The organism is Streptomyces sp. NPDC043746 (genome assembly GCF_056436485.1).
This window is the reverse complement of sequence record NZ_JBWKCM010000016.1, coordinates 95,804-120,789: the sequence shown is the minus strand read 5'-3', so window position 1 is coordinate 120,789 and position 24,986 is coordinate 95,804. Positions and strand designations below refer to the sequence as shown.

The 24,986-nt window shown below is 70.3% G+C and carries 21 protein-coding genes and 2 tRNA genes; 17 read left to right on the top strand and 6 right to left on the bottom strand.

What is annotated here, in order from left to right; translation table 11 throughout:
- Nucleotides 1-4 precede the first annotated feature (4 nt).
- Both AC0682_RS19050 and AC0682_RS19045 read right to left on the bottom strand, forming a co-directional pair.
- On the bottom strand, nucleotides 5-1,471 hold the full coding sequence (locus AC0682_RS19050) for an amino acid permease (RefSeq protein WP_478534028.1): 1,467 nt from the start codon (nucleotides 1,469-1,471) through the stop codon (nucleotides 5-7).
- Nucleotides 1,472-1,591: 120 nt separating this feature from the next.
- The gene (locus AC0682_RS19045; RefSeq protein ID WP_478534026.1) at nucleotides 1,592-3,046 is read right to left on the bottom strand and encodes an amino acid permease; all 1,455 of its coding nucleotides are present in this window, start codon (nucleotides 3,044-3,046) and stop codon (nucleotides 1,592-1,594) included.
- Between the two features lie 292 nt (nucleotides 3,047-3,338).
- On the opposite strand from AC0682_RS19045, the gene AC0682_RS19040 reads away from it, so the two are divergent.
- From AC0682_RS19040 to AC0682_RS19030, 3 genes are all read left to right on the top strand, one after another.
- A complete protein-coding gene (locus AC0682_RS19040; RefSeq protein ID WP_478534025.1) occupies nucleotides 3,339-3,935 on the top strand; it encodes a biotin transporter BioY in 597 nt (198 codons plus the stop codon).
- A gap of 204 nt (nucleotides 3,936-4,139) precedes the next feature.
- On the top strand, nucleotides 4,140-4,628 hold the full coding sequence (locus AC0682_RS19035; RefSeq protein WP_478534023.1) for a ribose-5-phosphate isomerase: 489 nt from the start codon (nucleotides 4,140-4,142) through the stop codon (nucleotides 4,626-4,628).
- A 101-nt stretch (nucleotides 4,629-4,729) separates the two neighbouring features.
- A complete protein-coding gene (locus tag AC0682_RS19030) occupies nucleotides 4,730-5,557 on the top strand; it encodes an Fpg/Nei family DNA glycosylase (protein WP_478534021.1) in 828 nt (275 codons plus the stop codon).
- Nucleotides 5,558-5,602: 45 nt separating this feature from the next.
- On the opposite strand, the gene AC0682_RS19025 is transcribed toward AC0682_RS19030, so the two are convergent.
- Nucleotides 5,603-6,838: a GNAT family N-acetyltransferase gene (locus tag AC0682_RS19025; protein ID WP_478534020.1), complete on the bottom strand. Its 1,236-nt coding sequence runs from the start codon at nucleotides 6,836-6,838 to the stop codon at nucleotides 5,603-5,605.
- Nucleotides 6,839-6,943: 105 nt separating this feature from the next.
- Here AC0682_RS19025 and AC0682_RS19020 point away from each other — a divergent pair, with 105 nt between their 5' ends.
- Nucleotides 6,944-8,089, top strand: a complete 1,146-nt coding sequence (locus tag AC0682_RS19020; RefSeq protein WP_478534018.1) for a SpoIIE family protein phosphatase — start codon at nucleotides 6,944-6,946, stop codon at nucleotides 8,087-8,089.
- A 174-nt stretch (nucleotides 8,090-8,263) separates the two neighbouring features.
- Here AC0682_RS19020 and AC0682_RS19015 read toward each other — a convergent pair whose 3' ends face one another.
- The gene (locus tag AC0682_RS19015; RefSeq protein ID WP_478534016.1) at nucleotides 8,264-9,403 is read right to left on the bottom strand and encodes an acyltransferase family protein; all 1,140 of its coding nucleotides are present in this window, start codon (nucleotides 9,401-9,403) and stop codon (nucleotides 8,264-8,266) included.
- Between the two features lie 458 nt (nucleotides 9,404-9,861).
- On the opposite strand from AC0682_RS19015, the gene AC0682_RS19010 reads away from it, so the two are divergent.
- On the top strand, nucleotides 9,862-10,056 hold the full coding sequence (locus AC0682_RS19010) for a hypothetical protein (protein WP_478534075.1): 195 nt from the start codon (nucleotides 9,862-9,864) through the stop codon (nucleotides 10,054-10,056).
- A 121-nt stretch (nucleotides 10,057-10,177) separates the two neighbouring features.
- Here AC0682_RS19010 and AC0682_RS19005 read toward each other — a convergent pair.
- A tRNA-Gly gene (locus AC0682_RS19005) sits at nucleotides 10,178-10,251 on the bottom strand.
- Between the two features lie 165 nt (nucleotides 10,252-10,416).
- On the opposite strand from AC0682_RS19005, the gene AC0682_RS19000 reads away from it, so the two are divergent.
- The 5 genes from AC0682_RS19000 to clpX all read left to right on the top strand — a co-directional run bounded on the left by AC0682_RS19000 (nucleotide 10,417) and on the right by clpX (nucleotide 15,119).
- A tRNA-Pro gene (locus AC0682_RS19000) sits at nucleotides 10,417-10,493 on the top strand.
- 150 nt (nucleotides 10,494-10,643) lie between these two features.
- Nucleotides 10,644-12,020, top strand: coding sequence for a trigger factor (tig, locus tag AC0682_RS18995; RefSeq protein WP_254812555.1), 1,377 nt, complete (start codon nucleotides 10,644-10,646; stop codon nucleotides 12,018-12,020).
- A 274-nt stretch (nucleotides 12,021-12,294) separates the two neighbouring features.
- Entirely contained in the window at nucleotides 12,295-12,900 is a 606-nt protein-coding gene (locus AC0682_RS18990; protein WP_018487168.1) for an ATP-dependent Clp protease proteolytic subunit, read from the top strand.
- A gap of 79 nt (nucleotides 12,901-12,979) precedes the next feature.
- Nucleotides 12,980-13,663, top strand: coding sequence for an ATP-dependent Clp protease proteolytic subunit (locus tag AC0682_RS18985; RefSeq protein ID WP_018487167.1), 684 nt, complete (start codon nucleotides 12,980-12,982; stop codon nucleotides 13,661-13,663).
- A gap of 157 nt (nucleotides 13,664-13,820) precedes the next feature.
- Nucleotides 13,821-15,119 carry an ATP-dependent Clp protease ATP-binding subunit ClpX gene (gene clpX, locus AC0682_RS18980; RefSeq protein WP_254812556.1) on the top strand — a complete coding sequence of 433 codons (1,299 nt, stop codon included), beginning with the start codon at nucleotides 13,821-13,823 and terminating at the stop codon, nucleotides 15,117-15,119.
- A gap of 83 nt (nucleotides 15,120-15,202) precedes the next feature.
- Here the strand turns inward: clpX and AC0682_RS18975 are convergent, their stop codons facing one another.
- Nucleotides 15,203-16,234, bottom strand: a complete 1,032-nt coding sequence (locus AC0682_RS18975) for a hypothetical protein (RefSeq protein WP_478534014.1) — start codon at nucleotides 16,232-16,234, stop codon at nucleotides 15,203-15,205.
- Nucleotides 16,235-16,532: 298 nt separating this feature from the next.
- Here AC0682_RS18975 and AC0682_RS18970 point away from each other — a divergent pair, with 298 nt between their 5' ends.
- The 7 genes from AC0682_RS18970 to mreD all read left to right on the top strand — a co-directional run bounded on the left by AC0682_RS18970 (nucleotide 16,533) and on the right by mreD (nucleotide 24,972).
- Nucleotides 16,533-19,154, top strand: a complete 2,622-nt coding sequence (locus tag AC0682_RS18970) for a valine--tRNA ligase (protein ID WP_478534012.1) — start codon at nucleotides 16,533-16,535, stop codon at nucleotides 19,152-19,154.
- Nucleotides 19,155-19,342: 188 nt separating this feature from the next.
- Nucleotides 19,343-20,866, top strand: coding sequence for a bifunctional tetrahydrofolate synthase/dihydrofolate synthase (folC, locus tag AC0682_RS18965; protein ID WP_478534011.1), 1,524 nt, complete (start codon nucleotides 19,343-19,345; stop codon nucleotides 20,864-20,866).
- Between the two features lie 8 nt (nucleotides 20,867-20,874).
- Nucleotides 20,875-21,228: a DUF4233 domain-containing protein gene (locus AC0682_RS18960; RefSeq protein WP_254812558.1), complete on the top strand. Its 354-nt coding sequence runs from the start codon at nucleotides 20,875-20,877 to the stop codon at nucleotides 21,226-21,228.
- Between the two features lie 114 nt (nucleotides 21,229-21,342).
- Nucleotides 21,343-21,756, top strand: a complete 414-nt coding sequence (gene ndk, locus AC0682_RS18955; RefSeq protein ID WP_254812559.1) for a nucleoside-diphosphate kinase — start codon at nucleotides 21,343-21,345, stop codon at nucleotides 21,754-21,756.
- A gap of 287 nt (nucleotides 21,757-22,043) precedes the next feature.
- Nucleotides 22,044-23,063, top strand: coding sequence for a rod shape-determining protein (locus AC0682_RS18950; protein ID WP_018487160.1), 1,020 nt, complete (start codon nucleotides 22,044-22,046; stop codon nucleotides 23,061-23,063).
- Between the two features lie 176 nt (nucleotides 23,064-23,239).
- Nucleotides 23,240-24,295, top strand: a complete 1,056-nt coding sequence (gene mreC, locus AC0682_RS18945) for a rod shape-determining protein MreC (protein WP_254812560.1) — start codon at nucleotides 23,240-23,242, stop codon at nucleotides 24,293-24,295.
- Nucleotides 24,296-24,306: 11 nt separating this feature from the next.
- Nucleotides 24,307-24,972, top strand: a complete 666-nt coding sequence (gene mreD / locus AC0682_RS18940; protein WP_254812561.1) for a rod shape-determining protein MreD — start codon at nucleotides 24,307-24,309, stop codon at nucleotides 24,970-24,972.
- The last annotated feature ends 14 nt before the right edge of the window (nucleotides 24,973-24,986 follow it).

Here is a 24,986-nt window from a genome sequence, read left to right as displayed (position 1 = left end):
CCGGCTACTTCCGCTGTGCGGGGATCGAGGCCCCGGCTCCGTCGGAGCTGTCGGAGGGCTCGGCCTTCCCCTTGCGCCGCTGACGCACGAGACCGATCCCGGTGAGCACCAGCGTCAGCGCACCCGTGGCCAGCAGCTGGTCGCGGGTGCCCGGCTGGCGCAGCATCAGCAGGAAGATGCCCGCCATGCCCACGAGGGCGGCGACCGTGAGGACCGGGAAGAGCCACATCCGTACGACCAGCCTCGAAGGCTCCTCGCGCTCGGTGCGGCGGCGCAGGATCAGCTGCGAGACGGCGATGAAGATCCACACCACCAGGATCACGGCGCCGATCATGTTCAGCAGCCAGGGGAAGACGTCGTCCGGCCGCCAGTAGCTCAGCAGCACGCACAGGAAGCCGAAGACCGAGGAGAACAGCACCGCGTTGCGCGGCACCCCGGAGGAGATCCGGCCGAGCACGGCCGGCCCCTGGCCCCGGGCGACCAGGGACCGCGCCATCCGCGAGGCGCCGTAGATGTTGGCGTTCATCGCGGAGAGCAGGGCGATGAGGATGACCACGTTCATGATCTGCGCGGCGCTGCCCACGCCGAGGTGGTCGAGCATCGCGTAGAAGGGGCCGACCTCGGCGACCTTCGGGTTGTCCCAGGGGACCAGGGTGACGATGACCGCCATCGAACCGATGTAGAAGACCGCGATGCGCCACATCGCCGTACGGACCGCCTTCGCCACGCCCTGCACCGGGTTCTCGGACTCGGCGGCGGCGATGGTGACGGTCTCCAGACCGCCGTACGCGAAGACGGAGGCGAGCAGTCCGATGATGAAGCCGTCCATGCCCTTGGGGAGGAAGCCGCCGTCGCCGGTGAGGTTGGCCAGGCCGGGCGCGTCCGTGTCGGGCAGGACGCCGAGGATCGCCAGCAGGCCGAGCACCAGGAACAGGGTGATCGCGATGACCTTGAGCGCGGCGAACCAGAACTCGAACTCGCCGAAGTTCTTCACGGCGGCCAGGTTGGTGCCCAGGAAGACCACCATGAACAGGGCGACCCAGGCCCACTCCGGGGTCCCCGGCAGCCAGCCGCTGACGATCTGGGCGGCGCCGATCCCCTCCAGGCCGACCGCGACGCAGAGCAGGAACCAGAAGGACCAGCCCGCCGTGAACCCGGCCCAGGGGCCGATCGCCCGCTCGGCGTGCACGGAGAAGGAGCCGGACGCCGGGTTGGCGGCCGACATCTCGCCGAGCATGCGCATCACCATCATGACGAGCAGCCCGGAGAGCGCGTACGCCACGACGATCGAGGGCCCGGCGGCGGCGATCCCGGCCCCGGAACCGACGAAGAGCCCGGCGCCGATCACCCCGCCGAGGGCGATCATCGAGAGGTGGCGCTGTTTGAGGCCGTGGGTGAGCGCGGAGTCCGTCGAGGCTCGGGCGGTGGGGGCGGAGTCAGCGGTGGGGGGAGACACGGAGGTCCGGGACATGGACAGGCTCTGTTCGCTAGCTGAGACGGGGGACGAACCCACAGTCTGGGCATCGGCACCGCTCACACGGAACGGGTGTCCGTTATACGGGCACGAGGCTCACACAAGGTGCGCACGTGCCTACCTGCCGGTAAACGCCGACCTCCCGCCCTCCCGTCGCTGACGCACCACGGCCACCAGCAGCACCAGCGCCGTGGCCCCCGCCGACCACAGCACCTGCGGTCGCGCCCCGTCGTCCGTCAGCATCAGCAGCAGCACCCCCAGCAGCCCGGCCAGCGTCAGCCAGCTCAGATACGGGAAGCACCACATCCGCAGTGCCAGTGCCTGCGGGGCCTCCCGCTCCAGCCGGGCGCGCAGCCGCAGTTGGGAGGCGGCGATCAGGGCCCAGACGAACAGCAGCACCGCGCCGACCGAGTTGAGCATGAAGAGGAACACGGTGTCCGGCCAGAGCAGATTGAGCAGTACGGAGACGAAGCCGAAAGCCACCGACGCGAGCACCGCCCGCCGGGGAACCCCGCCCGCCTGCCGCCCGGAGCCGCCCGACACCTTCAGCAGGCCGCGCGGCGCCTCCCCCCGCTCGGCCAGCGAGAACACCATCCGCGAGGAGCCGTACAGGTTGGCGTTGAGGGCGGAGAGCAGCGCCACGAACACCACGATGTTCATGATCTGCCCGGCCGACGGCACCCCGATCGCGTCCAGCACCTTCACATACGGGCTCAGCCCGGCCTGCTGGGCGGTCCACGGCAGCACGGTCACGATGACCAGCATCGAACCGACGTAGAAGAAGAGGATGCGCACCACCGCACTGCGTACCGCCCGCCCCACCGCACGGGCCGGGTCGGCCGTCTCGGCGGCGGCGATGGTGACGACCTCCAGGCCGCCGAAGGCGAAGACCACGGTCAGCACCCCGGCGACCACCCCTCCCCAGCCGTTGGGCAGGAAGCCGCCCTGCCCGGTCAGGTTGGCCATCCCGACCGGGTCGGTGTCCGGCAGCCACCCGAAGACCGCGAGCAGCCCCAGTCCCAGGAAGACCACGATCGCGCCCACCTTCAGGGAGGCGAACCAGAACTCGAACTCGCCGAAGTTCTTCACCGCCGTCAGGTTGGCGGCGGTGAACACCACCATGAACAGCAGCACCCACGCCCACGGTTCGACCGCCGGCACCCACCCATGGGCGATCTGCGCGGCCGCCGTCGCCTCCACGGCGAGGACCACCACCAGCAGGAACCAGTACAGCCAGCCGACGCTGAACCCGGCCCACCGCCCGAGCGCCCGCTCCGCGTGCACGGAGAAGGAGCCGGAGGCGGGCATGGCGGCGGACATCTCGCCCAGCATCCGCATCACCAGCATCGCCAGTGCGCCCGCGACCAGATACGAGACGACGATGGCGGGCCCGGCCACGGCGATTCCGGCACCCGACCCCACGAACAGTCCGGCCCCGATCACCCCGCCGAGCCCGAGCATCGTGAGATGACGCTGCTTCAGCCCGGGGGCCAGCGGTTCGGGAGCGAGCGGCCCGGAGTCGGCCGGGGGAGCGGCGGGCGCGGTGAGCGCGGCGGGGGGAGCCTCGTGCATGGGGTGCGGGTCACTCTCGGATCGTTCTCAGGCCGTTGACGGGGAGCCTGCCGTTTATGGGGAATCCACAGTCTGAGCCCCGGATGCCCTTCCCGGCAAAACGGGCCACCTCCAGCCCCACCTCCGTGACAAGTGTCACGCCGGGAAGTGGTTGTGTGGCAGCCTTTGTGTGAACCCCACCAAGGCGTCAACCGCCGCTTTGTCGGCGGCTGACGGTGATCGACCGTTCACCGCTGGGCTAACGTCGGCAGCAGTCCCTCCCCACCCGTCTGCCCTCACCCGCGGAGTCCCGATGAGCACTGCTGCCGCCCCCGCCCGCTCCGGAGCGGTTCTCGCCGACCTGCTGCCCGCCGCCGCCCGGCACCGCTACGCCGTCGACGCGGCCCTCGTCCTGGGCGGCGCGGCCCTCACCGGTATCGCTGCCCAGATCGCCGTCCCGGTCCCCGGCTCCCCGGTCCCCGTCACCGGCCAGACCTTCGCCGCGCTGCTCATCGGCACCTCGCTCGGCGCCCGGCGGGGCTTCCTCTCCCTGGCGGTGTACGCGGTCGTCGGCATGGCCGGCATGCCGTGGTTCGCGGGGGGCGCCTCGGGGTACGCGATGCCGTCCCTCGGCTACATCCTCGGCATGCTGCTCGCCGCCACCGCCGTCGGCGCCCTCGCCCGCCGGGGCGGCGACCGCTCGGTGCTGCGCACGGCGGGCACGATGGCGGTCGGCTCCGTGATCATCTACGCGGTCGGCGTGCCCTACCTGGCCCTCGCCACCGGCATGTCCCTGAGCGCCGCCGTCGCGGCCGGGCTCACCCCGTTCCTGATCGGCGACGCGCTCAAGGCGGCCCTGGCGATGGGCGCCCTGCCCGCCGCCTGGAAGCTGCTCGGCCGCCGCGACTGAGGCCGGACCGGACCGGCCCGAGGCCTGAAGGGCGTCATGGGGCCGGAGTCGGCGGGTCGCGGCCGTCTCGCCGGGCATCCGCGCCACCCCCTCCGGATCACCGGCCCGACCCCTGTTCACGTGGGACTGGTCACACCGGCGCCGACGGGGAGGTGGCGACCCCGCTGACAGGCACCCCGCGAAGTTCGTGCCACACTTCGCACCATGCGCGTGTACCTCGGATCCGACCATGCCGGTTACGAACTCAAGAACCACCTCGTCGAGTGGCTCGGGGCCCACGGCCACGAGGCCGTCGACTGCGGTCCCCACATCTACGACGCCCAGGACGACTACCCGCCGTTCTGCCTCCGTGCCGCCGAGAAGACGGCCGCCGACCCCGACAGCCTCGGCATCGTGATCGGCGGCTCGGGCAACGGGGAGCAGATCGCCGCCAACAAGGTCAAGGGCGTACGCGCCGCACTGGCCTGGAGCGAGCAGACCGCCGCCCTCGGCCGTGAGCACAACAACGCCAACGTCGTCGCGATCGGCGGGCGGATGCACACGCTGGAGGAGTCGACCAGGTTCGTCGAGATCTTCCTCTCCACGCCGTACTCGAACGAGGAGCGCCACACGCGCCGCATCGAGATGCTCTCGGCGTACGAGACCACCGGCGAGCTCCCCCCGATCCCGGCCCACCACCCGCAGCAGGGCTGACGCCTCCCGTGCCGCCGGGCCCGTCCCCGGCGGCACGGCCATGCCACCGTCCGGGCCGGAGCCCGTACCCCACCCCGTACCCCCGCAGGGAGCAGCCCGCCGTGCCCGAGGGACACACGATCCACCGCCTCGCCCAGGACCACGCCGAGCGGTTCGTGGGCGGCCCGGTCGGGGTCAGCAGTCCGCAGGGGAAGTTCTCCGACAGCGCGGCGCTGCTCGACGGGCGGACCCTCACCGCCACCGACGCCCACGGCAAGCACCTCTTCCTGGGCTTCGGCTCCACCGGCTGGGTCCACATCCACCTCGGCCTCTTCGGCAAGCTCGGCTTCGGCACGGCCCCGGTGCCGCCGCCCGCCGACACCGTCCGCCTCCGCCTGGTCAACGCGGACCACCACGCCGATCTGCGCGGCCCCACCACCTGCGCCCTGGTCACCGAGCCCGAGAAGCGCGCGATACACGAGCGCCTGGGCCCCGACCCGCTCCGCGGCGACGAGGACGGGGAGCGCGCCTGGCAGCGGATCTCGCGCAGCCGTACCACCGTCGCCGCCCTCCTGATGGACCAGAAGGTCATCGCGGGCGTCGGCAACGTCTACCGGGCCGAGGTCCTCTTCCGCCACGGCATCGACCCCTACCGCACCGGCAAGGACCTCACCCGCGCCGAGTGGGACCTCGTCTGGGCGGACCTGGTGGAGCTGATGCGCGAGGGCGTACGGAACAACCGGATCGACACCGTACGGCCCGAGCACCTGCCCGAGGCGATGGGCCGCCCGCCCCGCAAGGACGACCACGGCGGCGAGGTCTACGTCTACCGCCGGGCCCATCTGCCCTGCCACATCTGCTCCACCGGGATCCGGACGGCGGACCTCGCCGCCCGCAACCTCTTCTGGTGCCCGAGGTGCCAGGCCCCGGGCGGCCGGGCCGCCACCTGACGGCTCACGCCCCGACGGCCCCCTCGAAAGGCTCCGGCGCGCGCCTCAGAAGCCGTGCGGCAGCCACGGCTCCACATGCCACGAGAACGCCGACGAGACCTCCGCCAGCGCCCCCGGCCGCACTTCGCGCACCCGTCCGGCCGCCGCCAGCGAGGCGAACGGCACCCCGCCCAGATAGGCCGCGCCCAGCTCCCGTACCGACAGCTCCAGATCCGGCGCGCGATCCGGCGCACGCCGGCACGAGGCGCCGCCCTTCGCATCCGCCACCAGGTGCCAGCGCCCCGCGTTCCACGGGCAGAAGGCGTCCTCGACCTCCAGCACCACATCCACCGGCGTGCGGTACGCGCGCGCCTCCAGGGCCGCGCCGACCTCCACCAGCCGTACGTGCAGCGAGTCCTGCACCCGCGCCCCGCACCGCCGCACGTCCGAGACCAGATGCATCAGCGGCTCGTCCACCGGCCGCGACCCCGTCTCCAGGGCCGACGTCAGGTCGATGCCGAAGAGGAACCGCCACAGCGCCGCGTAGGACGCCGGGTCCAGCGCCCCCAGATCCCGGAGCGCCACCGTGCCCTTGGGCCCCGCCCGGTCCCAGTCGGGCCGCACCCGGAAGGTGGCGTACCCCGTCACCTCGCCGTCCCGCTCGGCCAGCACGCACTGCAGGGGCGAGGCGCCCGCCCGGTCCTGTGCCGGGTCCACCACCGCGGTCCGCTCCCACTTCGGCTGCCGCACCGGCGTGCCCGGACGCTCCGCGGCGAGCCGCCCGTACACCTCCTCGCACGCGGGCAGCGCCGCCACGGGGTCCGTGTACCGCACCCGCACCCCGTCGGTGCCCGGCGGCACCGCCAGACTCACACGGGCGGTGTCGATGTCCAGGTTCAGGGCGCGGGTCGCCGCTCCGTAGCCGAAGCGCCCGTAGATGGCCGGTTCCGACGCCGTCAGCACGGCGAGCGGCTCACCCCAGGACCGTACGTCGTCCAGCTGGCGGCGCATCATCGACCGCAGCAGCCCGCGCCGCCGGTGCGTCCCCGCGACGCTCACCATCGTCACCCCCGCCGTGGGCACCGCGGCGCCGCCCGGCACCGTCAGCCGGAAGCTGTACGCCCCCGCCGTACCGACACACGCCTCCCCCTCCCAGAGGCCGATGCACCTCTCGTGCTCGGTCAGCTCCTGCCAGAGTTCGCGCGACTCCGGAGCACTTTCCGCGCCCCCGAAGGCGCGCTCCAGACAGGAGAACCAGGGGTCCCATTCAGCAGGTCGCAGCACACGTAGTTCGGAAGCCATGACCCATGCCTACCAGGGCGGGCGGAAACGGACGACCCGATTTCGCGCGCCTTGTCACCGGGGTCCCCCTGCACCGGAGCCGCCCGGGTGGATAGGGTCCGGGCAATGGCACGTCGCGCAGGAGTGGACGACTTCTGGGCCCGGTGGCGGAGATCGGCGCACCGGGCCCGTATCGGGCTGCGCAGATCCGGGGTGGACTACTTCCGGGGCGACGGCTCCGACTGGATCGCGCTGGCCGGTCTCCTGCTGACGATTCCGGCCATCACCCTCGCCACCATGACCAGCCCGGTCTGGGTCGACCCGGCCGCCCTCGCCCTGCCCATCGTCGCGGGCGGCCTGCTCCTGCGCCCCGCCAGCCTGCTCGGTCTGTACGCCACGGCCGCGGCCGCCCTGATCGTCGAGGCGCTCACGCTGGGGCCGTACGCGGACGGGCCGGCCCGGGTCACCCCGGGCACCGTCCTCGTGGTCGCCGCCTGCGGGTTCTTCGGGCTGATCCTCGCCCAGTTCCGGGCCCGGGTCGGCGTGCCCTGGCGTCGTGGCGGCACCATGCTCTTCGACCTGCGCGAACGCATCCGGGTCCAGAGCGCCCTGCCCCGGCTGCCCCAGGGGTGGCACCGTGAGATGGCCCTCCGCCCGGCCGGCGGCCAGTCCTTCTCCGGGGACTTCGTCGTCGCGGCCCGCACCAACGGCGGCCGGACCCTGGAGGCCGTCCTCACCGACGTCTCCGGCAAGGGCATGGACGCGGGCTCCCGGGCCCTGCTGCTCTCCGGCGCCTTCGGCGGGCTGCTCGGCTCGCTGCCGCCGCACGGCTTCCTCGCCGCCGCCAACGGCTACCTGCTGCGCCAGGACTGGGACGAGGGATTCGCGACCTCGATCCACCTGGTGCTGGACCTGGAATCCGGCGACTACGAGATCTACTCGGCGGGCCACCCGCCCGCCGTCCAGCTGCACTCCGGCAGCGGAGAGTGGGAGGAGAAGTCGGGGGAGGGCCCGCTCCTCGGGGTCTACGACGGGGCCGAGTTCGACGCGGTCAAGGGATCGCTGGCGCCGGGGGACGTGCTGATGCTCTTCACGGACGGCCTGGTGGAGGCGTCCGACCGGGATATCGCCGAGGGTATCGACCGGCTGACCGGCGAGGCCGACCGCTATGTCTCCACCGGCTTCGAGGGGGCGGCCTGGCATCTGATCGAGGCCTGCGCCAAGGACGTCAACGACGACCGGGCACTCCTGCTGCTCTCGCGCAAGCCCTGAGGGGCGACGGCCGCAGGGGCGAGCAGCGGCGCATCGCCGGGCCGTTCCGCGCACCGGCGGCCCCGAGGGCCGGCACCGCCGATGGACCGAAAGGATTCGGCCAACCCGGAAACACGACGATCCACCCGCGGCGGGTGCCGCGGGTGGATCGGGAACCGGGGAGCGGGGGAGGGGTCAGCGCTTGGCGGGGTCCTTCCGGAAGGCCCACCGCATGTCCGGTTCGGTGGCGAACTTCAGGGCCCGGCGCACCGGCGGCGAGCACATGAGCGTCACCGCCACCGCGGCGGCGATCGAGACGACGACCAGGCCGACGGGTTTCGAGAGCCAGGGGTACTCGTCGAACAGGCCCGAGTACCGGGCGCCCTTGATCAGGAAGCCGTGCAGCAGATAGCCGCAGATCGTCCCGGCGCCCAGCACCGTGAACCAGGTCCTCCGGCCCGGCACCAGGGCCAGGAAGGCGATGGTCAGCACCAGGCCGCAGCCGAACAGGATCACCGTGATGACCGGGCCGGACCACCACGGCGCACTCAGCTCCTGGGCGCTGTTGGCGCGGTAGAGCCAGCTGAGCCAGACATGCGGGGCGATCCAGTAGGCGAGGACCAGCGTGCCCGCGAAGAGCGGCAGGGCGAGCAACCGCACCTCACGGCGCCGCACCAGTTGGAAGTGCTCGGGCTTCAGCAGCAGGCCGAGGACGAAGAACGGCAGGAACTGGAAGACGCGTTGGAGGTCCAGGTCGTCGCCGATCGTGGGGGAGACCGTGGCCAGCATGGCGATGGCGAGCGCCACCGGCAGCGGATGGCGCAGGGTGAGCCAGATCGGCGTGGTGATCCGCCAGATGAACAGGGCGGCCAGGAACCAGGTCAGGTACCACGGGTCCGTCAGGCTGACCTCCGCGTCCGTCTGGCCCCCCGCGTACCGCCGGAAGACCGTGTAGGCCGTCTCGAACAGGATGTACGGCACCACGACACCGGTGAGCAGCCGCTTCACCTTCGGCGCGGACATGTCGAACGTACGGGAGAAGTAGCCGGAGACGAGGATGAAGGCCGGCATGTGGAACGTGTACACGATCATGTAGAGCGCCCGGGTGGCCCGGCTGCCGTCCATCACCGGTTCCCAGGCGTGCGCCACCGCGACCAGCACGATGGCCAGGTACTTCACGTTGTCGAAGTAGGGGTCCCGCTTCCCCGCCGCCGCGGCGGGAGCGGGCGCGGAGGCCGGAGCGGTGGCCTTCGGCGGCTGCTCGCGTCTGGGCTCCGACTCCGGGGTCGCCGGGGGGAGCGGGGCCCTTGTGAATACGCTCGGAGCTTGGAACATCTAAGGCACCTTAGACCTGTCGATTGCGCCGCGTAAAACCACGACGGGATATCGCGTGTTCCCCTCCATTTGAATGCGAAACCGTCGAACAGTGTCCGTTATGGCATGCTTGATCCATCTTAAACAGGGCATATGGGTCCGAGAGTTGGGTGTGTGGATTATCTCCCTCGTGACGCCGCGAATTACCTGTGAACGACCTGTGAGGAAAAGGAAACGGGTGACGCCGCGGAGGGTCGGCGGCGTTCGATGAATATGTGCCGCAAAGGATTGGGCGACCCGGGCCCGGCCGGCCCGGCGTAGACCACCCGTGAGCTGGGCATGATGGCGGGATCCGGTCAGTGTGATCCGTCACCCGGCAGCAGACACCGGGGAGTTGGTGGCACGATGGACGCGACGGGGCGTGCGCTCGTGCACGTTTCCGGGCCGGCAAGGCGGACCGACCGAGGGTGTGATCAGACGTGGCTGTTTCGCTGTCTATGGTGCTGCTGTTCGCGGTCATCCTGGTGGTGCTGATCCGCGGCGGCTCCATCAAGCCCGGCCCCGCGCTCGTCGCCGCCCTCTTCGGCTTCTTCCTGGCCTCGACCGGCATGGCCCCGTCGATCAACAGGTTCATGAACTCGATAGCGGACACCATCAACCAGATCAGCTTCTGAGGCCGCGCCAGCCCTCCGCGCCCGGCCGCGTCCGCCACGCGGCCCGCGGCGCTCGCCCGCGCCCGGACGGCCCCCGAACGCGAGAGGCCCGGTCCGACGTGAGTCGGACCGGGCCTCGGCATGGAGCGGGCGACGGGAATCGAACCCGCGTAGCTAGTTTGGAAGACTAGGGCTCTACCATTGAGCTACGCCCGCGAACGCGCACCGCGGGTCCGTCGGACCGCGGCACGAAGAGCATCGTAGCGGGTCGGCGGCGGTGTCCGCACACCCGTTGGTCCCGGCCCCGGCCACCGCGGCCCGGACCCCGCGCAAAGCGGCCGACGGGCGGCTCCGGCCCATGTACCCTACGTCTCGCACCGACGGGGTGTGGCGCAGCTTGGTAGCGCGTCCGCTTTGGGAGCGGAAGGTCGTCGGTTCGAATCCGGCCACCCCGACCACCGGCAAGATCGCATTGTGGGAGTCCTCCCCCTTGCCGTTACTATGCAAATTGCGTGCCCGTGTGTCTGATGTACCGGGCTCGGTCCGCGAAGCCGCCGATCGGCGGCCCAGCAGAACCCCAAGAAGTCAGCCACCAAGGAGACCGAACCGTGAAGAGCGCCGTGGAGACCCTGAACCCGACCCGGGTTCGGCTCAGCATCGAGGTGCCCTTCGAGGAGCTCAAGGACAGCCTCGACGCGGCGTACAAGAAGATCAACCAGCAGGTCACGGTGAAGGGCTTCCGCAAGGGCAAGATCCCCGCCCGGGTCATCGACCAGCGGTTCGGCCGCGGTGCTGTGCTGGAGGAGGCCGTCAACGACGCCCTTCCGAAGTTCTACACCGAGGCGGTCAACGAGGGTGAGCTGAACGTCCTCGGCCAGCCCGAGGTCGACATCACCGAGCTGAAGGACGGCGAGCTGCTGGCCTTCACCGCCGAGGTCGACGTGCGCCCCGAGATCGAGATCCCGGACTACTCCGGCATCGAGGTCACCGTCGACGCCCTCGAGGTCACCGACGAAGAGGTCGAGAAGGCCGTGCAGCAGCTGCGCGAGCGCTTCGCCTCCACCAACCCGGTCGAGCGTGCCGCCGCCGAGGGCGACGTCGTCACGATCGACCTGGAGGCCAAGGTCGACGGCGAGGTCCTGGAGGACGGCGTGGCCGCGGGTGTCTCGTACACCATCGGTTCCGGCGAGCTCCTCGACGGCATCGACGAGGCCGTGACCGGTCTGGAGGCCGGTGGCGAGGCCACCTTCAGCTCGCAGCTGAAGGGCGGCTCCGCCGAGGGCAAGGACGCCGAGGTCACCGTCAAGGTCACCGCCGTCGCCGCCCGCGAGCTTCCCGAGCTGGACGACGACTTCGCCCAGATGGCCAGCGAGTTCGACACGCTGGAGGAGCTGAAGGCCGACAGCCGCAAGCGCCTGGAGACCACCAAGCAGTACGACCAGGCCACCCAGGCCCAGGAGCGCGTCCTGGAGGAGCTGCTGAAGCTCGCCGAGGTCCCGATCCCGGAGAAGCTGCTCGCGGACGAGGTCCAGACCCGCAAGCACAACCTGGAGCACCACCAGCTCGGTCAGATGGGTCTCGACCTGGAGAAGTACCTCGAGATCCAGGGCAAGACCCTGGAGGAGTTCGAGAACGAGACCTCCGAGCAGGCGATCAAGGGCATCAAGACCCAGTTCATCCTGGACGAGCTGGTCAACAAGGAGAAGCTGAACGTCAACCAGGAGGAGCTCACCGAGCACCTCATGCGGCGTGCCGCCTCCTCCGGCATGAGCCCCGACCAGTTCGCCCAGGCCGTCGTCGAGGGCGGCCAGGTGCCGATGCTCGTCGGCGAGGTCGCCCGCGGCAAGGCGCTCGCGGTGGTCGTCGAGGCCGCCAAGGTCGTCGACACCAACGGTGAGATCGTCAACCTGGACGACGACGAGGACGAGGCCGCCACCGAGGCCAAGGCGGACGACGCCAAGGCCGAGGAGAAGAACGAGGCCTGAGCCTCGCGCTGAACTCCCCGACGGGCCCCGGACGCACCACGCGTCCGGGGCCCGTCGCCGTGTCCCCCGTACCGCCGTACGGCCCCGGAACCCCTGTGCCCCCGGCGGACCTTGCGCTCCCAGCGAACAGTTGCGGAACCGGGATGGCGTTGTCCCACCTGCGCGTTAGGGTCCATGAAGAGGAAGGGTGGGGGAGTGACTCACCCACCCGGTACGAAGAAGCTGAGACGGCCGGAGCCGTCAGAGACGAGCAGGTGGATACGTGACGAATCTGATGCCCTACGCCGCCGGTGAGCCGTCCCTCGGTGGAGGCCTCGGTGACCAGGTCTACAGCCGACTGCTCGGCGAGCGCATCATCTTCCTCGGCCAGCAGGTCGACGATGACATCGCCAACAAGATCACCGCACAGCTCCTGCTCCTTGCCGCCGACCCGGACAAGGACATCTACCTCTACATCAACAGCCCCGGTGGCTCCGTGACCGCAGGCATGGCGGTCTACGACACCATGCAGTACATCCCGAACGACGTGGTCACCATCGGCATGGGCATGGCGGCCTCGATGGGCCAGTTCCTGCTCACCGGCGGCGCCGCGGGCAAGCGCTTCGCGCTCCCGAACACCGACATCCTCATGCACCAGGGTTCGGCCGGCATCGGCGGTACGGCCTCGGACATCAAGATCCAGGCCCAGTACCTGCTCCGCACCAAGACGCGCATGGCCGAGATCACCGCCCACCACTCCGGCCAGACCGTCGAGACGATCATCCGCGACGGCGACCGCGACCGCTGGTACACGGCGGAGGAGGCCAAGGACTACGGCCTCATCGACGAGATCATCACGGTCGCGTCGGGCATCCCGGGCGGCGGCGGCACCGGTGCCTGACCCGGTCCCCACCGGACCGGCCGCACCGCCCGCACCCTTCTCGTACGCCGAGACCCCCAGCCCACCGAACGCCACCAGGATGGTGAACACCCACATGAACAACTTCTCCGGCGCCTCCGCGAGCGGCCTCTACACCGGCCCGCAGGTGGACAACCGCTACGTCGTCCCGCGCTTCGTGGAGCGCACCTCGCAGGGGGTGCGCGAGTACGACCCGTACGCGAAGCTCTTCGAGGAGCGCGTGATCTTCCTCGGCGTCCAGATCGACGACGCCTCGGCCAACGACGTCATGGCGCAGCTGCTCTGCCTGGAGTCGATGGACCCGGACCGCGACATCTCGATCTACATCAACAGCCCCGGCGGCTCGTTCACCGCGCTCACCGCGATCTACGACACGATGCAGTTCGTGAAGCCGGACATCCAGACGGTCTGCATGGGCCAGGCCGCCTCCGCCGCCGCCATCCTGCTGGCCGCCGGCACCCCGGGCAAGCGCATGGCGCTCCCGCACGCCCGCGTCCTCATCCACCAGCCGTCCTCGCAGACGGGCCGCGAGCAGCTCTCCGACCTGGAGATCGCGGCCAACGAGATCCTCCGCATGCGGACGCAGCTGGAGGAGATGCTGGCCCGGCACTCGACCACCCCGCTGGAGAAGATCCGCGAGGACATCGAGCGCGACAAGATCCTGACGGCCGAGGACGCCCTGGCGTACGGGCTCGTCGACCAGATCGTGTCCACCCGCAAGACCACCGCGGGCGCATCGCTCTGACGTCGGTCTTTCCCCTTGGCACATTCCGTTCGCACGGTCTCGACGGTGTGAACCGTGCCAAGGGGGGCCCGAACGGGGGCCCAGGCAAGGTACCGTCGGATAGAGGCACCAGGAGCCGCTGAACCAGGCGGCCTCCCAGGCGAAGGGGAAGCACCTCGTGGCACGCATCGGTGATGGCGGCGACCTGCTCAAGTGCTCGTTCTGCGGCAAGAGCCAGAAGCAGGTGAAGAAGCTCATCGCGGGACCCGGTGTGTACATCTGCGACGAGTGCATCGATCTCTGCAACGAGATCATCGAGGAGGAGCTCGCGGAGACGAGCGAGGTCCGCTGGGAAGAGCTTCCCAAGCCCCGTGAGATCTACGAGTTCCTGGAGGGGTACGTCGTCGGGCAGGAGCCCGCGAAGAAGGCCCTCTCCGTCGCGGTGTACAACCACTACAAGCGGGTCCAGGCCGGGGAGAACGGCGGCGCCGCCGGTCGTGACGACGCGATCGAGCTGGCCAAGTCGAACATCCTGCTGCTGGGCCCCACCGGCTCGGGCAAGACGCTGCTGGCGCAGACGCTGGCCCGCATGCTCAACGTCCCGTTCGCCATCGCGGACGCCACCGCCCTGACGGAGGCCGGCTACGTCGGCGAGGACGTCGAGAACATCCTGCTCAAGCTGATCCAGGCGGCCGACTACGACGTCAAGAAGGCCGAGACCGGGATCATCTACATCGACGAGATCGACAAGGTCGCCCGCAAGAGCGAGAACCCGTCGATCACCCGCGATGTCTCCGGCGAGGGCGTCCAGCAGGCCCTGCTGAAGATCCTGGAGGGCACCACCGCCTCCGTACCGCCGCAGGGCGGACGGAAACACCCGCACCAGGAGTTCATCCAGATCGACACGACGAACGTGCTGTTCATCGTGGGCGGCGCCTTCTCCGGTCTGGAGAAGATCATCGAGTCCCGGGCCGGCGCCAAGGGCATCGGATTCGGCGCCACGATCCGCTCCAAGCTGGAGATCCAGGCGAGCGACCAGTTCCAGGAGGTCATGCCGGAGGACCTGGTGAAGTTCGGGATGATCCCCGAGTTCATCGGCCGTCTCCCCGTGCTGACCTCGGTCCACAACCTGGACCGCGAGGCCCTCCTCCAGATCCTCATCGAGCCGCGCAACGCCCTGGTCAAGCAGTACCAGCGCCTCTTCGAACTCGACGGTGTGGAGCTGGAGTTCGAGCGCGAGGCCCTGGAGGCCATCGCGGACCAGGCGATCCTGCGCCAGACGGGCGCGCGCGGCCTGCGCGCCATCATGGAGGAAGTTCTCCAGTCCGTGATGTACGAGGTCCCGTCCCGCAAGGACGTCGCCCGCGTCGTCATCACCCCGGACGTCGTCCGCGACCACGTCAACCCGACGCTGGTCCCGCGCGAGCCGCGCACGATCGGCAAGAACGACGGCGGCCGGCATGAGAAGTCCGCGTAGCGGCACGGCGGTCACCTACGCCGAAGGGGCGCCCCCGGTCGAACCGGTGGGCGCCCCTTCGGGGTTGAGGCGGGCCAGGCGCGTCAGATCTTGGTGCGCGAGGTGTTGTAGAGCTTGGCGGCGAGGGCAGCGACCTCGTCCTGTGCCATGGCCTTGCCGGTCAGGGCGCTGCCGACGTCCACGCCGACGACCATCCCGACGGTGCTGTAGTCGGCCCAGATGCAGACCGGGGTGATGACCTCCTTCGGCCCCTTCGCGAGGGTGCCGTCGGCCTTCTCATTGATCGTCTTGAGGTCCTGGCACCGCATCAGGGCGCCGTCGAAACCGGCCGGCTCGACGTCGTTGGGGCTGCCGACGAGAGAGACCTTGCCGCCGTTGCTGCTCTCGCCCATCTTCTTCTCGGCGTCGCTGAAGAAGTTGTTGATGACCTTGGCCGGGTCCTCGACCTCACCCCAGTAGCCCTGGAGCAGGAGCATCTTCTGCGTGAGCGGGTTGTCCTTCGAGCCGCTCTTGTACTGGGCGCCCGCCTGCTGCGGGTTCTTGACCCCCGCCGCCTCGGCGTCGGCCTTCGACTGCCCCGTCAGCGGGCCGGAGCGCTCGGGCTTGGACGGGTCCTTCGTGTAGTCGTCCACCGATGCGGCCGGTGTCAGCTTGTAGCCCCGCGTCGAGTCGGCCACGTCACTGTTGCTCGCGCCGCCCGCCGCGAAGTACCAGACACCCGCCCCGATGACCGCGAGCGCCAGCACGGACGCGCCCACGATCAGCCCGGTCTTCTTCTTCGGCGGCTGCGGCGGGTACGGGGGCTGGCCGCCGTACACCGGCTGGCCGCCGTACGGGGGAGTGGGCGGCTGCTGGCCGTAGGGCCCCGGCTGCTGCGGCTGCGGGTAGCCGTAACCGGGCTGGCCCTGCGGCGGGGTGCCGTAGCCGGGCTGCCCGTACGGGCCCGGCTGCTGCGGCGGGACGCCCTGCGGGGCCTGCTGGGGGTAGCCATAGCCGGGCTGGCCCTGCGGAGGACCCTGCGGCGGGCCGCCGTACGGCCCGGGCTGCTGTCCGTACGGTCCGGGCTGGCCCTGGGGCGGCTGCCCACCGTACGGGCCCGGCTGGTTGTAGCTCATCGAGGTGTCCCCTCCAGAATCCTTGGACCGACCGGCACGTGGAGGGCGGCGTCGCGGGGTTGGGCACGCGCATCTGCGGCGTTGTCGTCAATCACCAACGCTCCGCGTTGGCTCAATCCTCCGCCTTGCAGCTGCACGCACCCAACCCCGCTCCTTCTTCCGCCCTCCACGTGCCGGTCGGTCCTGTGCGTTGCGAACATCCTGACGGAAGCCGCCCTGACATGGGGGATCGGCCCCGACACCGTTACTGAACCAATCCGTTTCAGTGCAGACCTGTGACGGCCCTAAACTGTCCCCCGTGACCGAGAACTCATCGCAGCAGCCAGCCAGCAACCCCGAACTGCCGACCACGTACGCGCCGGCCGATGTAGAGGGGAAGCTGTACGAGCGCTGGGTAGAGCGTGGTTACTTCGAAGCCGACGCGAAGAGTGAGAAGCCTCCGTACACCATCGTCATCCCGCCGCCCAACGTCACCGGAGCCCTCCACCTGGGCCACGCCTTCCAGGTCACGCTGATGGACGCCCTCACCCGCCGCAAGCGGATGCAGGGGTTCGAGACGCTGTGGCTGCCCGGCATGGACCACGCCGGCATCGCCACCCAGAACAAGGTCGAGCAGCAGCTCGCCGAGGAGGGCAAGTCCCGGCATGACATCGGCCGTCAGGCCTTCGTCGAGCGGACCTGGCAGTGGAAGGAGGAGTACGGCGGCCGCATCCTCGGCCAGCTGCGCCGCCTCGGTGCGGGTCTGGACTGGTCGCGTGAGCGCTTCACCATGGACGAGGGCCTGTCCCAGGCCGTCCAGACGATCTTCAAGAACCTCTTCGACGACGGCATGATCTACCGCGCCGAGCGCATCATCAACTGGTGCCCGCGCTGCATGACGGCGCTCTCGGACGCGGAGGTCGACCACCAGGACGACGCCGGCGAGCTGGTCTCCCTCACGTACGGAGAAGGGGACGAGACGGTCGTCGTCGCGACCACCCGCGTCGAGACGATGCTCGGTGACACCGCCGTCGCCGTCCACCCCGACGACGAGCGCTACGCGCACCTGATCGGCAAGCGGATCAAGCTGCCGCTGACCGACCGTACGATCCCGGTCGTCGCGGACACCCACGTCGACCCGGAGTTCGGCACCGGCGCGGTCAAGGTCACCCCGGCCCACGACCCCAACGACTTCGCCATCGGCCAGCGCCACGGCCTGGAGTCCGTCACGATCATGGACGGCCGCGCGGTCATCACCGTCCCCGGCCCCTTCGAGGGGCTGGACCGCTTCGAGGCCCGTTCCGCGATCGTCGAGGCGCTGCGCGAGCAGGGCAGGGTCGTCGCGGAGAAGCGCCCGTACATGCACTCCGTCGGGCACTGCTCCCGCTGCAAGACCACCGTCGAGCCGCGCCTCTCGCTCCAGTGGTGGGTCAAGGTCGAGACGCTCGCCGCCGCCGCCGGCGACGCGGTCCGCGACGGCCGGGTCGAGATCCACCCCAAGGAGCTGGAGCGCCGCTACTTCGACTGGGTCGACAACCTCAACGACTGGTGCATCTCGCGCCAGCTCTGGTGGGGCCACCGCATCCCCGTCTGGTACGGCCCCGACGGCGAGGTCGTCTGCGTCGGACCCGACGACGAGCCGCCGACCGGCGAGGGCTGGGTCCAGGACGAGGACGTCCTCGACACCTGGTTCTCCTCGGGCCTGTGGCCGTTCTCCACGCTCGGCTGGCCCGAACAGACCCCGGACCTGGAGAAGTTCTACTCCACGGACGTCCTGCTCACCGGCCACGACATCATCTTCTTCTGGGTCGTCCGGATGATGATGTTCGGTCTGTACGCGATGGACGGCGAGGTCCCGTTCAAGACGGTCGCCCTCACCGGCCTCGTCCGCGACGAGTTCGGCAAGAAGATGTCGAAGTCCAACCCGAACGCCGTCGACCCGATCGACTGGATGGACGCGTACGGCTCCGACGCCGTCCGCTTCACCCTGGCCAACGGCGCCAACCCGGGCGCCGACGTCCCGATCGGCGAGGACTGGGTCAAGGCCTCCCGGAACTTCGCCAACAAGATCTGGAACGCCACCCGTTTCGCCCTGATGAACGGTGCGACGGTCGAGGGCCCGCTGCCGGACCCGTCGCAGATGACGGCCACCGACCGGTGGATCCTCTCGCGCCTCAACGAGACCGTCGCGGACGTCGACCGCTTCTACGACGACTTCCAGTTCGCCAAGATCTCCGACGCGCTCTACCACTTCGCGTGGGACGAGGTCTTCGACTGGTACGTCGAGCTGTCCAAGACGACCTTCTTCGCGGGCGGCGAGCAGGCCAAGGTCTCCGGCCGGGTCCTCGGTGAGGTCCTCGACGTCACCCTGCGCCTCCTCCACCCGATCGTCCCGTTCGTCACGGAGACCCTGTGGACCACGCTGACCGGCGGCGAGTCCGTCGTGATCGCGCCGTGGCCCGCGGACTCCGGCTTCCGTGACGAGGCGGCCGAGAAGGAGATCGAGCTGGTCCAGCAGGTCGTCACCGAGGTCCGCCGCTTCAAGGGCGACCAGGGCCTCAAGCCCGGCCAGAAGGTTCCGGCCGAGCTGACCCTGACCGGCACGGCACTCGCCCCGCACGAGGCGGCCATCCGCCAGCTGCTCCGCCTGGAGCCGGCCGGCGAGGGCTTCAGCGCCACCGCCTCCCTCCCCGTCGCCGGGGCCACCGTCGCGCTGGACCTCTCCGGCACGATCGACGTCCCGGCCGAGCGCAAACGCCTCACCAAGGACCTGGAGGCCGCGCGCAAGGAGAAGGCCCAGGCGGAGGGGAAGCTCGGCAACGAGGCGTTCCTCGCCAAGGCGCCGGACAACGTGGTCGACAAGATCCGCGGTCGGCTCGCCAAGGCCGAGGCCGACATCGAGCGGATCTCCGCCCAGCTGGCGGCCCTCCCCGCGAGCTGATGAGCCAGGGGGCGTCCGGCCCTTCGGCGCGGGCGGGCGACGCCGAATGGCCGGACACTCCCGCGCGAAGCCCCCGCACCCCGACCGACCGGGGATGCGGGGGCTTCCCCGTACCGTCTCCCGGCCGTCCCCCGGACCGTACGCCGGGCGCTGCGCGCGATGTCGGTGCCCATCCGTAGACTGGCCCCGTGAGTGAGCCCCGCCCTTCAGACCGGCCCGACGCGTCCGAGCCCGACGACACCTTCGCGGAGATCGTCGGCGAAGAGACCCAGCGCGACCCCGACCTGGCGGTGATCGAGGCCGGGAGCCGCACCCTGCGCACCTACGGGGGCGCCCCCCAGGCCGACGTGGTCCCCGCCCGGCCCGCCGACCCCGAGACCGACCGGGCGCTGCGCGCGGTGGAGCAGGAGCTCGCAGGACGCTGGGGCGAGACCAAGCTCGAACCCTCCGTCACCCGCATCGCCGCCCTGATGGACGTCCTCGGTGAGCCGCAGCGCGCCTACCCCTCGATCCACATCACCGGCACCAACGGCAAGACCTCCACGGCCCGCATGATCGAGGCCCTGCTCAACGCCTTCGAGCTGCGCACCGGCCGGTACACCTCGCCGCACGTCCAGTCGATCACCGAGCGGATCAGCCTCGACGGCGCCCCGATCCCGCCCGAGCGCTTCATCGAGACGTACGGGGACGTCAAGCCGTACGTCGAGATGGTCGACGCCCAGCAGCCCTACCGCCTCTCCTTCTTCGAGGTGCTCACCGGCATGGCGTACGCGGCCTTCGCCGACGCGCCCGTCGACGTGGCGGTCGTCGAGGTCGGCATGGGCGGCACCTGGGACGCCACCAACGTCATCGACTCCACGGTCGCCGTGGTCACCCCGATCTCCCTGGACCACACCGACCGGCTCGGCGCCACGCCCGCCGAGATCGCGGGGGAGAAGTCCGGGATCATCAAGCAGGGGGCGACCGTCATCCTGGCCCAGCAGCCGGTGGACGCGGCGCAGGTGATGCTGAAGAAGGCCGTCGAGGTGGACGCCACCGTGGCCCGGGAGGGCATGGAGTTCGGCGTCACCTCCCGTGAGGTGGCCGTCGGCGGGCAGCTGCTGACCCTGCGCGGACTGGGGGGTGAGTACGAGGAGATCTTCCTGCCGCTGTACGGGGCCCACCAGGCGCACAACGCGGCCGTCGCGCTCGCCGCAGTGGAGGCGTTCTTCGGCATCGGCGCCGAGCAGGCCCGTTCCCTGGACATCGACGCCATCCGCAAGGCGTTCGCCTCGGTGGTCTCGCCCGGCCGCCTGGAGGTCGTGCGCTCCAGCCCGACCGTCGTCCTGGACGCTGCCCACAACCCCGCGGGGGCCAGGGCCGCGGCGGACGGCATCTCCGAGGCGTTCGGCTTCTCCCGGCTGATCGGCGTGGTCGGCACCAGCGGCGACAAGGACGTGCGAGGGCTCCTGGAGGCCTTCGAGCCGATCTTCGCCGAGGTCGTCGTCACGCAGAACTCCACCGACCGCGCGCTCGACGCGGACGAGCTGGCCGCCATCGCCGTCGAGGTCTTCGGTGACGACCGCGTCCAGGTCGAGCCGCGTCTCGACGACGCGCTGGAGGCCGCGATCACGCTGGCCGAGGAGGAGGACGAGTACGCGGGCGCCGGGGTGCTGGTGACCGGATCGGTGATCACGGTCGGCGAGGCCCGGCTGCTGCTCGGAAGGGGCTGAGAAGAAGGATGCGTACGCTCTGCGCCTCGACGCTGCTGGGTGAGTTCTTCGTGATCGGCTTCGCCGGTCTCGTCGCGATGAAGCTGGACGACGTCTCCATGGCCGCGGTCTGGACGGTCTGCGGGGTCGGCATGGTGCTCTCCCTGCTGCTCTGCGGGATGATCACCCGCCCCGGCGGCGTCCAGCTCGGCTGGGCCCTCCAGGTCGCGCTGGTCCTCAGCGGCTTCGTGGTCCCGATGATGTTCATCCTCGGGCTGGTCTTCGGCGGGCTGTGGTGGGCCTCGGTGCACTACGGCCGCCGGATGGACGAGGACAAGGCCCGCTGGGCCGCCGAGCGCGAGGCCGAAGAGGCCGCCGCCTGACGCGCGGCGGCGCCCGGGGCCCGGGGGTGACTCTGGGTGAACCCGGGCGCCGACCCGTTTCCGTGCCCCTGTAATCTCGCCTCACCGCACCCGTATGCCTGCAAGGAGCCGCACATGACCCAGCGCACCCTCGTCCTGCTCAAGCCCGACGCGGTCCGCCGCGGCCTGATCGGCGAGATCGTCGGCCGGATCGAGCGCAAGGCGGACTGGCGGATCACCGCGCTGGAGCTGCGCACCCTGGACCACGACACGCTGGAGCAGCACTACGGCGAGCACAAGGGCCGCCCCTTCTACGAGCCGCTCATGGAGTTCATGGCCTCCGGCCCCGTCGTCGCCCTGGTGGCCGAAGGCGAGCGGGTCATCGAGGGCGTCCGTGCCCTGGCCGGCCCGACCGACCCGATCGCCGCCGCGCCCGGGTCGATCCGCGGTGACTTCGGCACGATCACCCGGGAGAACCTCATCCACGCCTCGGACTCGCCGGAGTCCGCAGAGCGAGAACTGAAGCTCTTCTTTCCGGGACTTTCCTGACCCGATCGGCCAAACAGCGCTGCTCGCCCGGGGCGACCGAAGTAATTCGGTCGCCCTTCGGCATAGGGTTCCCTCTCGCGGGAACGCATCCCTCCGACGTAACGTCACCATGGGTAGAACGGCCACCCGTTCCGCTCACATGGCGAAGGACCCTCGCGCTGTGTCCGTGCATACGGCACTACGATGGAAGCTTCCACGCCCGCAGCGCCAACCTCGCCTACCAGAACAAGCCATCTTCGCTTCCTGGGAAGGCCCGACGCATCCTCATGGGGAACAAGGGGAACTCAATGTCGTTCATCGGCCGTGACATGGCTATCGACCTCGGGACTGCCAACACGCTGGTGTACGTCAGGGGGCGCGGCATCGTCCTGAACGAGCCGTCCGTCGTGGCCATCAACACCAACACCGGTGGAATTCTGGCGGTCGGCTCCGAGGCCAAGAAGATGATCGGGCGGACGCCGGGCAACATCGTTGCCGTGCGGCCGCTGAAGGACGGCGTGATCGCCGACTTCGAGATCACGGAGCGCATGCTCCGCTACTTCATCCTCAAGATCCACAAGCGCCGTTATCTGGCCCGCCCCAGGGTCGTCGTCTGCGTGCCCTCCGGTATCACCGGGGTCGAGCGCCGTGCCGTCATCGAGGCGTCCACGCAGGCCGGCGCGCGTCAGGTGCACATCATCGAGGAGCCCATGGCCGCCGCCATCGGCTCCGGCCTGCCGGTCCACGAGGCCACCGGCAACATGGTCGTGGACATCGGCGGCGGCACCACCGAGGTCGCGGTGATCTCGCTCGGCGGAATCGTCACCGCCCAGTCGATCCGGACCGCCGGTGACGAGCTGGACAACGCGATCATCCAGCACATCAAGAAGGAGTACTCGCTCCTCCTCGGTGAGCGGACCGCCGAACAGATCAAGATCACGATCGGTTCCGCGTACGACCTGGACAAGGACGAGCACACCGAGATCCGCGGCCGCGACCTGGTCTCCGGACTGCCCAAGACGGTCGTCATCTCGGCCGCCGAGGTCCGCAAGGCCATCGAGGAGCCGGTCAACGCGATCGTCGACGCCGTGAAGACGACGCTCGACAAGTGCCCGCCCGAGCTGTCCGGCGACATCATGGACCGCGGCATCGTCCTCACCGGCGGCGGCGCGATGCTCCGCGGCCTGGACGAGCGGCTGCGCCGCGAGACGGGCATGCCCATCCACATCGCCGAGGACCCGCTCGACTCCGTGGCGCTCGGCTCCGGCAAGTGCGTCGAGGAGTTCGAGGCGCTCCAGCAGGTGCTGGACGCCCAGCCCCGCCGCTGAGGCGCGGGCAGCGGAGTGTCACCCGATCCGGCGCGCGGACGCTGCGGTTCCGCCCGCCGGATCGTTGATATAGATCGTTGACGTACACGTACTGACTGACAGCACGACAGCCACGTACGCCCAGAGAAGAACACTTAGGCACGAACATTCCGACGAGGAAGGCACGGCCGCCGCACGTGAGGGACACACGAGAGAGCCGGCTGCTCCTGGTGCTGCTGATCGCCATCGCATTCGCCCTGATCACGGTGGATATCCGAGGCGGCGAAGGCTCACCGGTCGACGGCGCGCGGCATGCCGCGGCCACGGTCTTCGGACCGGTGGAGAACGGCGTCGCGGCAGCGGTCGACCCGGTGGGCAACGCCATAGGAGCGGTCCGGGACTCCGGGAAACGGCACGACCGGATCTCCGTCCTGGAGCAGGAGAACGCCGCGCTGAAGGCGAAGCTCGGCAGCGACGACCGGACCGACAGCCGCGTCCGCCAGCTCGACACGATGCTGAAGACCGCGGGCGCCGGACAGTACGGCATCAAGGGCGCCCAGGTCATCGCCATAGGAGCGGCCCAGGGCTTCTCCTGGACGATCACCATCGACGCCGGCTCCGACGACGGCATCCGCCGGGACATGACCGTCCTCAACGGTGAGGGCCTGGTCGGCCGGGTCACCACCGTCGGCCCCAGCACCTCCACGGTCCTGCTGGCCAACGACCCCTCCTTCACCGTCGGTACCCGGATGGAGAAGACCGACGAACTGGGCTTCGCCACCGGCCAGGGATCCCGCCCGCTCTCGGTCCAGTTCCTCAACGGCAAGGCCAAGGTGAAGGCGGGCGACCGGCTCGTCACCTTCGGCTCCAGCAAGGACAAGCCCTTCGTGCCCGGCGTCCCGGTCGGCGAGGTCGTCCGCGTCGACCCCGCGGGCGGCGCGCTCACCCGGACCGTCCATGTGAGGCCGTACGTCGGGTTCACCAAGCTCGACATCGTCGGCGTCGTCGTCCAGGCCCCGCGCTCGGACCCCCGCGACACGGTCCTGCCGAAGCAGCCCGCCACGACCAAGCCCAAGCCGACCCCCACGGTCACCGTCACCGTCCAGCCCAACGGCGATCTCGTCGACGGCTCCGGCAACGTCGTCGGCAACGTCAACGAGAACCCGGGCGACGGCCAGGCGGCCGGGGACGCGGCAGCCGACCCCCAGGGCAACGCCCAGCAACCCGACAACGCGGCAAGCGACCAGGAGTAGAGCTGATCCCCATGCGCCTGAACCGGACTCTGCTCTCCACCGCCCTGGTCGTCGTCGCCCTCGTCGTCCAGGTCTCCGTCCTCGCCCGTCTCCAGCTCCCCGGCGCCGTCCCCGACCTGCTGCTCCTCACCGTCCTCGGACTCGCCTTCGTGTACGGCCCGGTCAGCGGCTCGCTCATCGGCTTCGGCGCCGGACTCCTCGCCGACCTCGCACCCCCCGCCGACCACGCGGCCGGGCGCTACGCCCTGGTGCTCTGCGTCATCGGCTATCTCGCCGGTCTGGTCCGGCCGGAGAACGGGCAGCTGAAGTCGGCCTTCGCCCCGATGGCCGCGGTGGTCGCCGCCGCGCTCGGCTCGACCCTGCTGTACGCGGGCGTCGGCGCCCTCGTCGGGGACACGGCCGCCCGCCATGTGGGCCTGGGCAGCCTGCTGCTCACCGCGGCGATCTACGACCTGCTGCTGGCCCCCTTCACCGTCCCGCTGATCATGGCCCTGGCCAGACGCACCGAGAACGACCCGGTCTCCGAGGCCGCGGGCGGCAGCAAGGACGTCGCCGCCGGCTGGCTCGCCTCGGGCACCGGTCTGCGCATCGGCAACCAGCGCGGCGGTCTGCGCATGAAGGCCGCCCGCAGCCGTGCGTCCCGTGCGGGCCGCATCAAGGGGGTCAAGCGCCTGTGAAGCCGTACGTTACC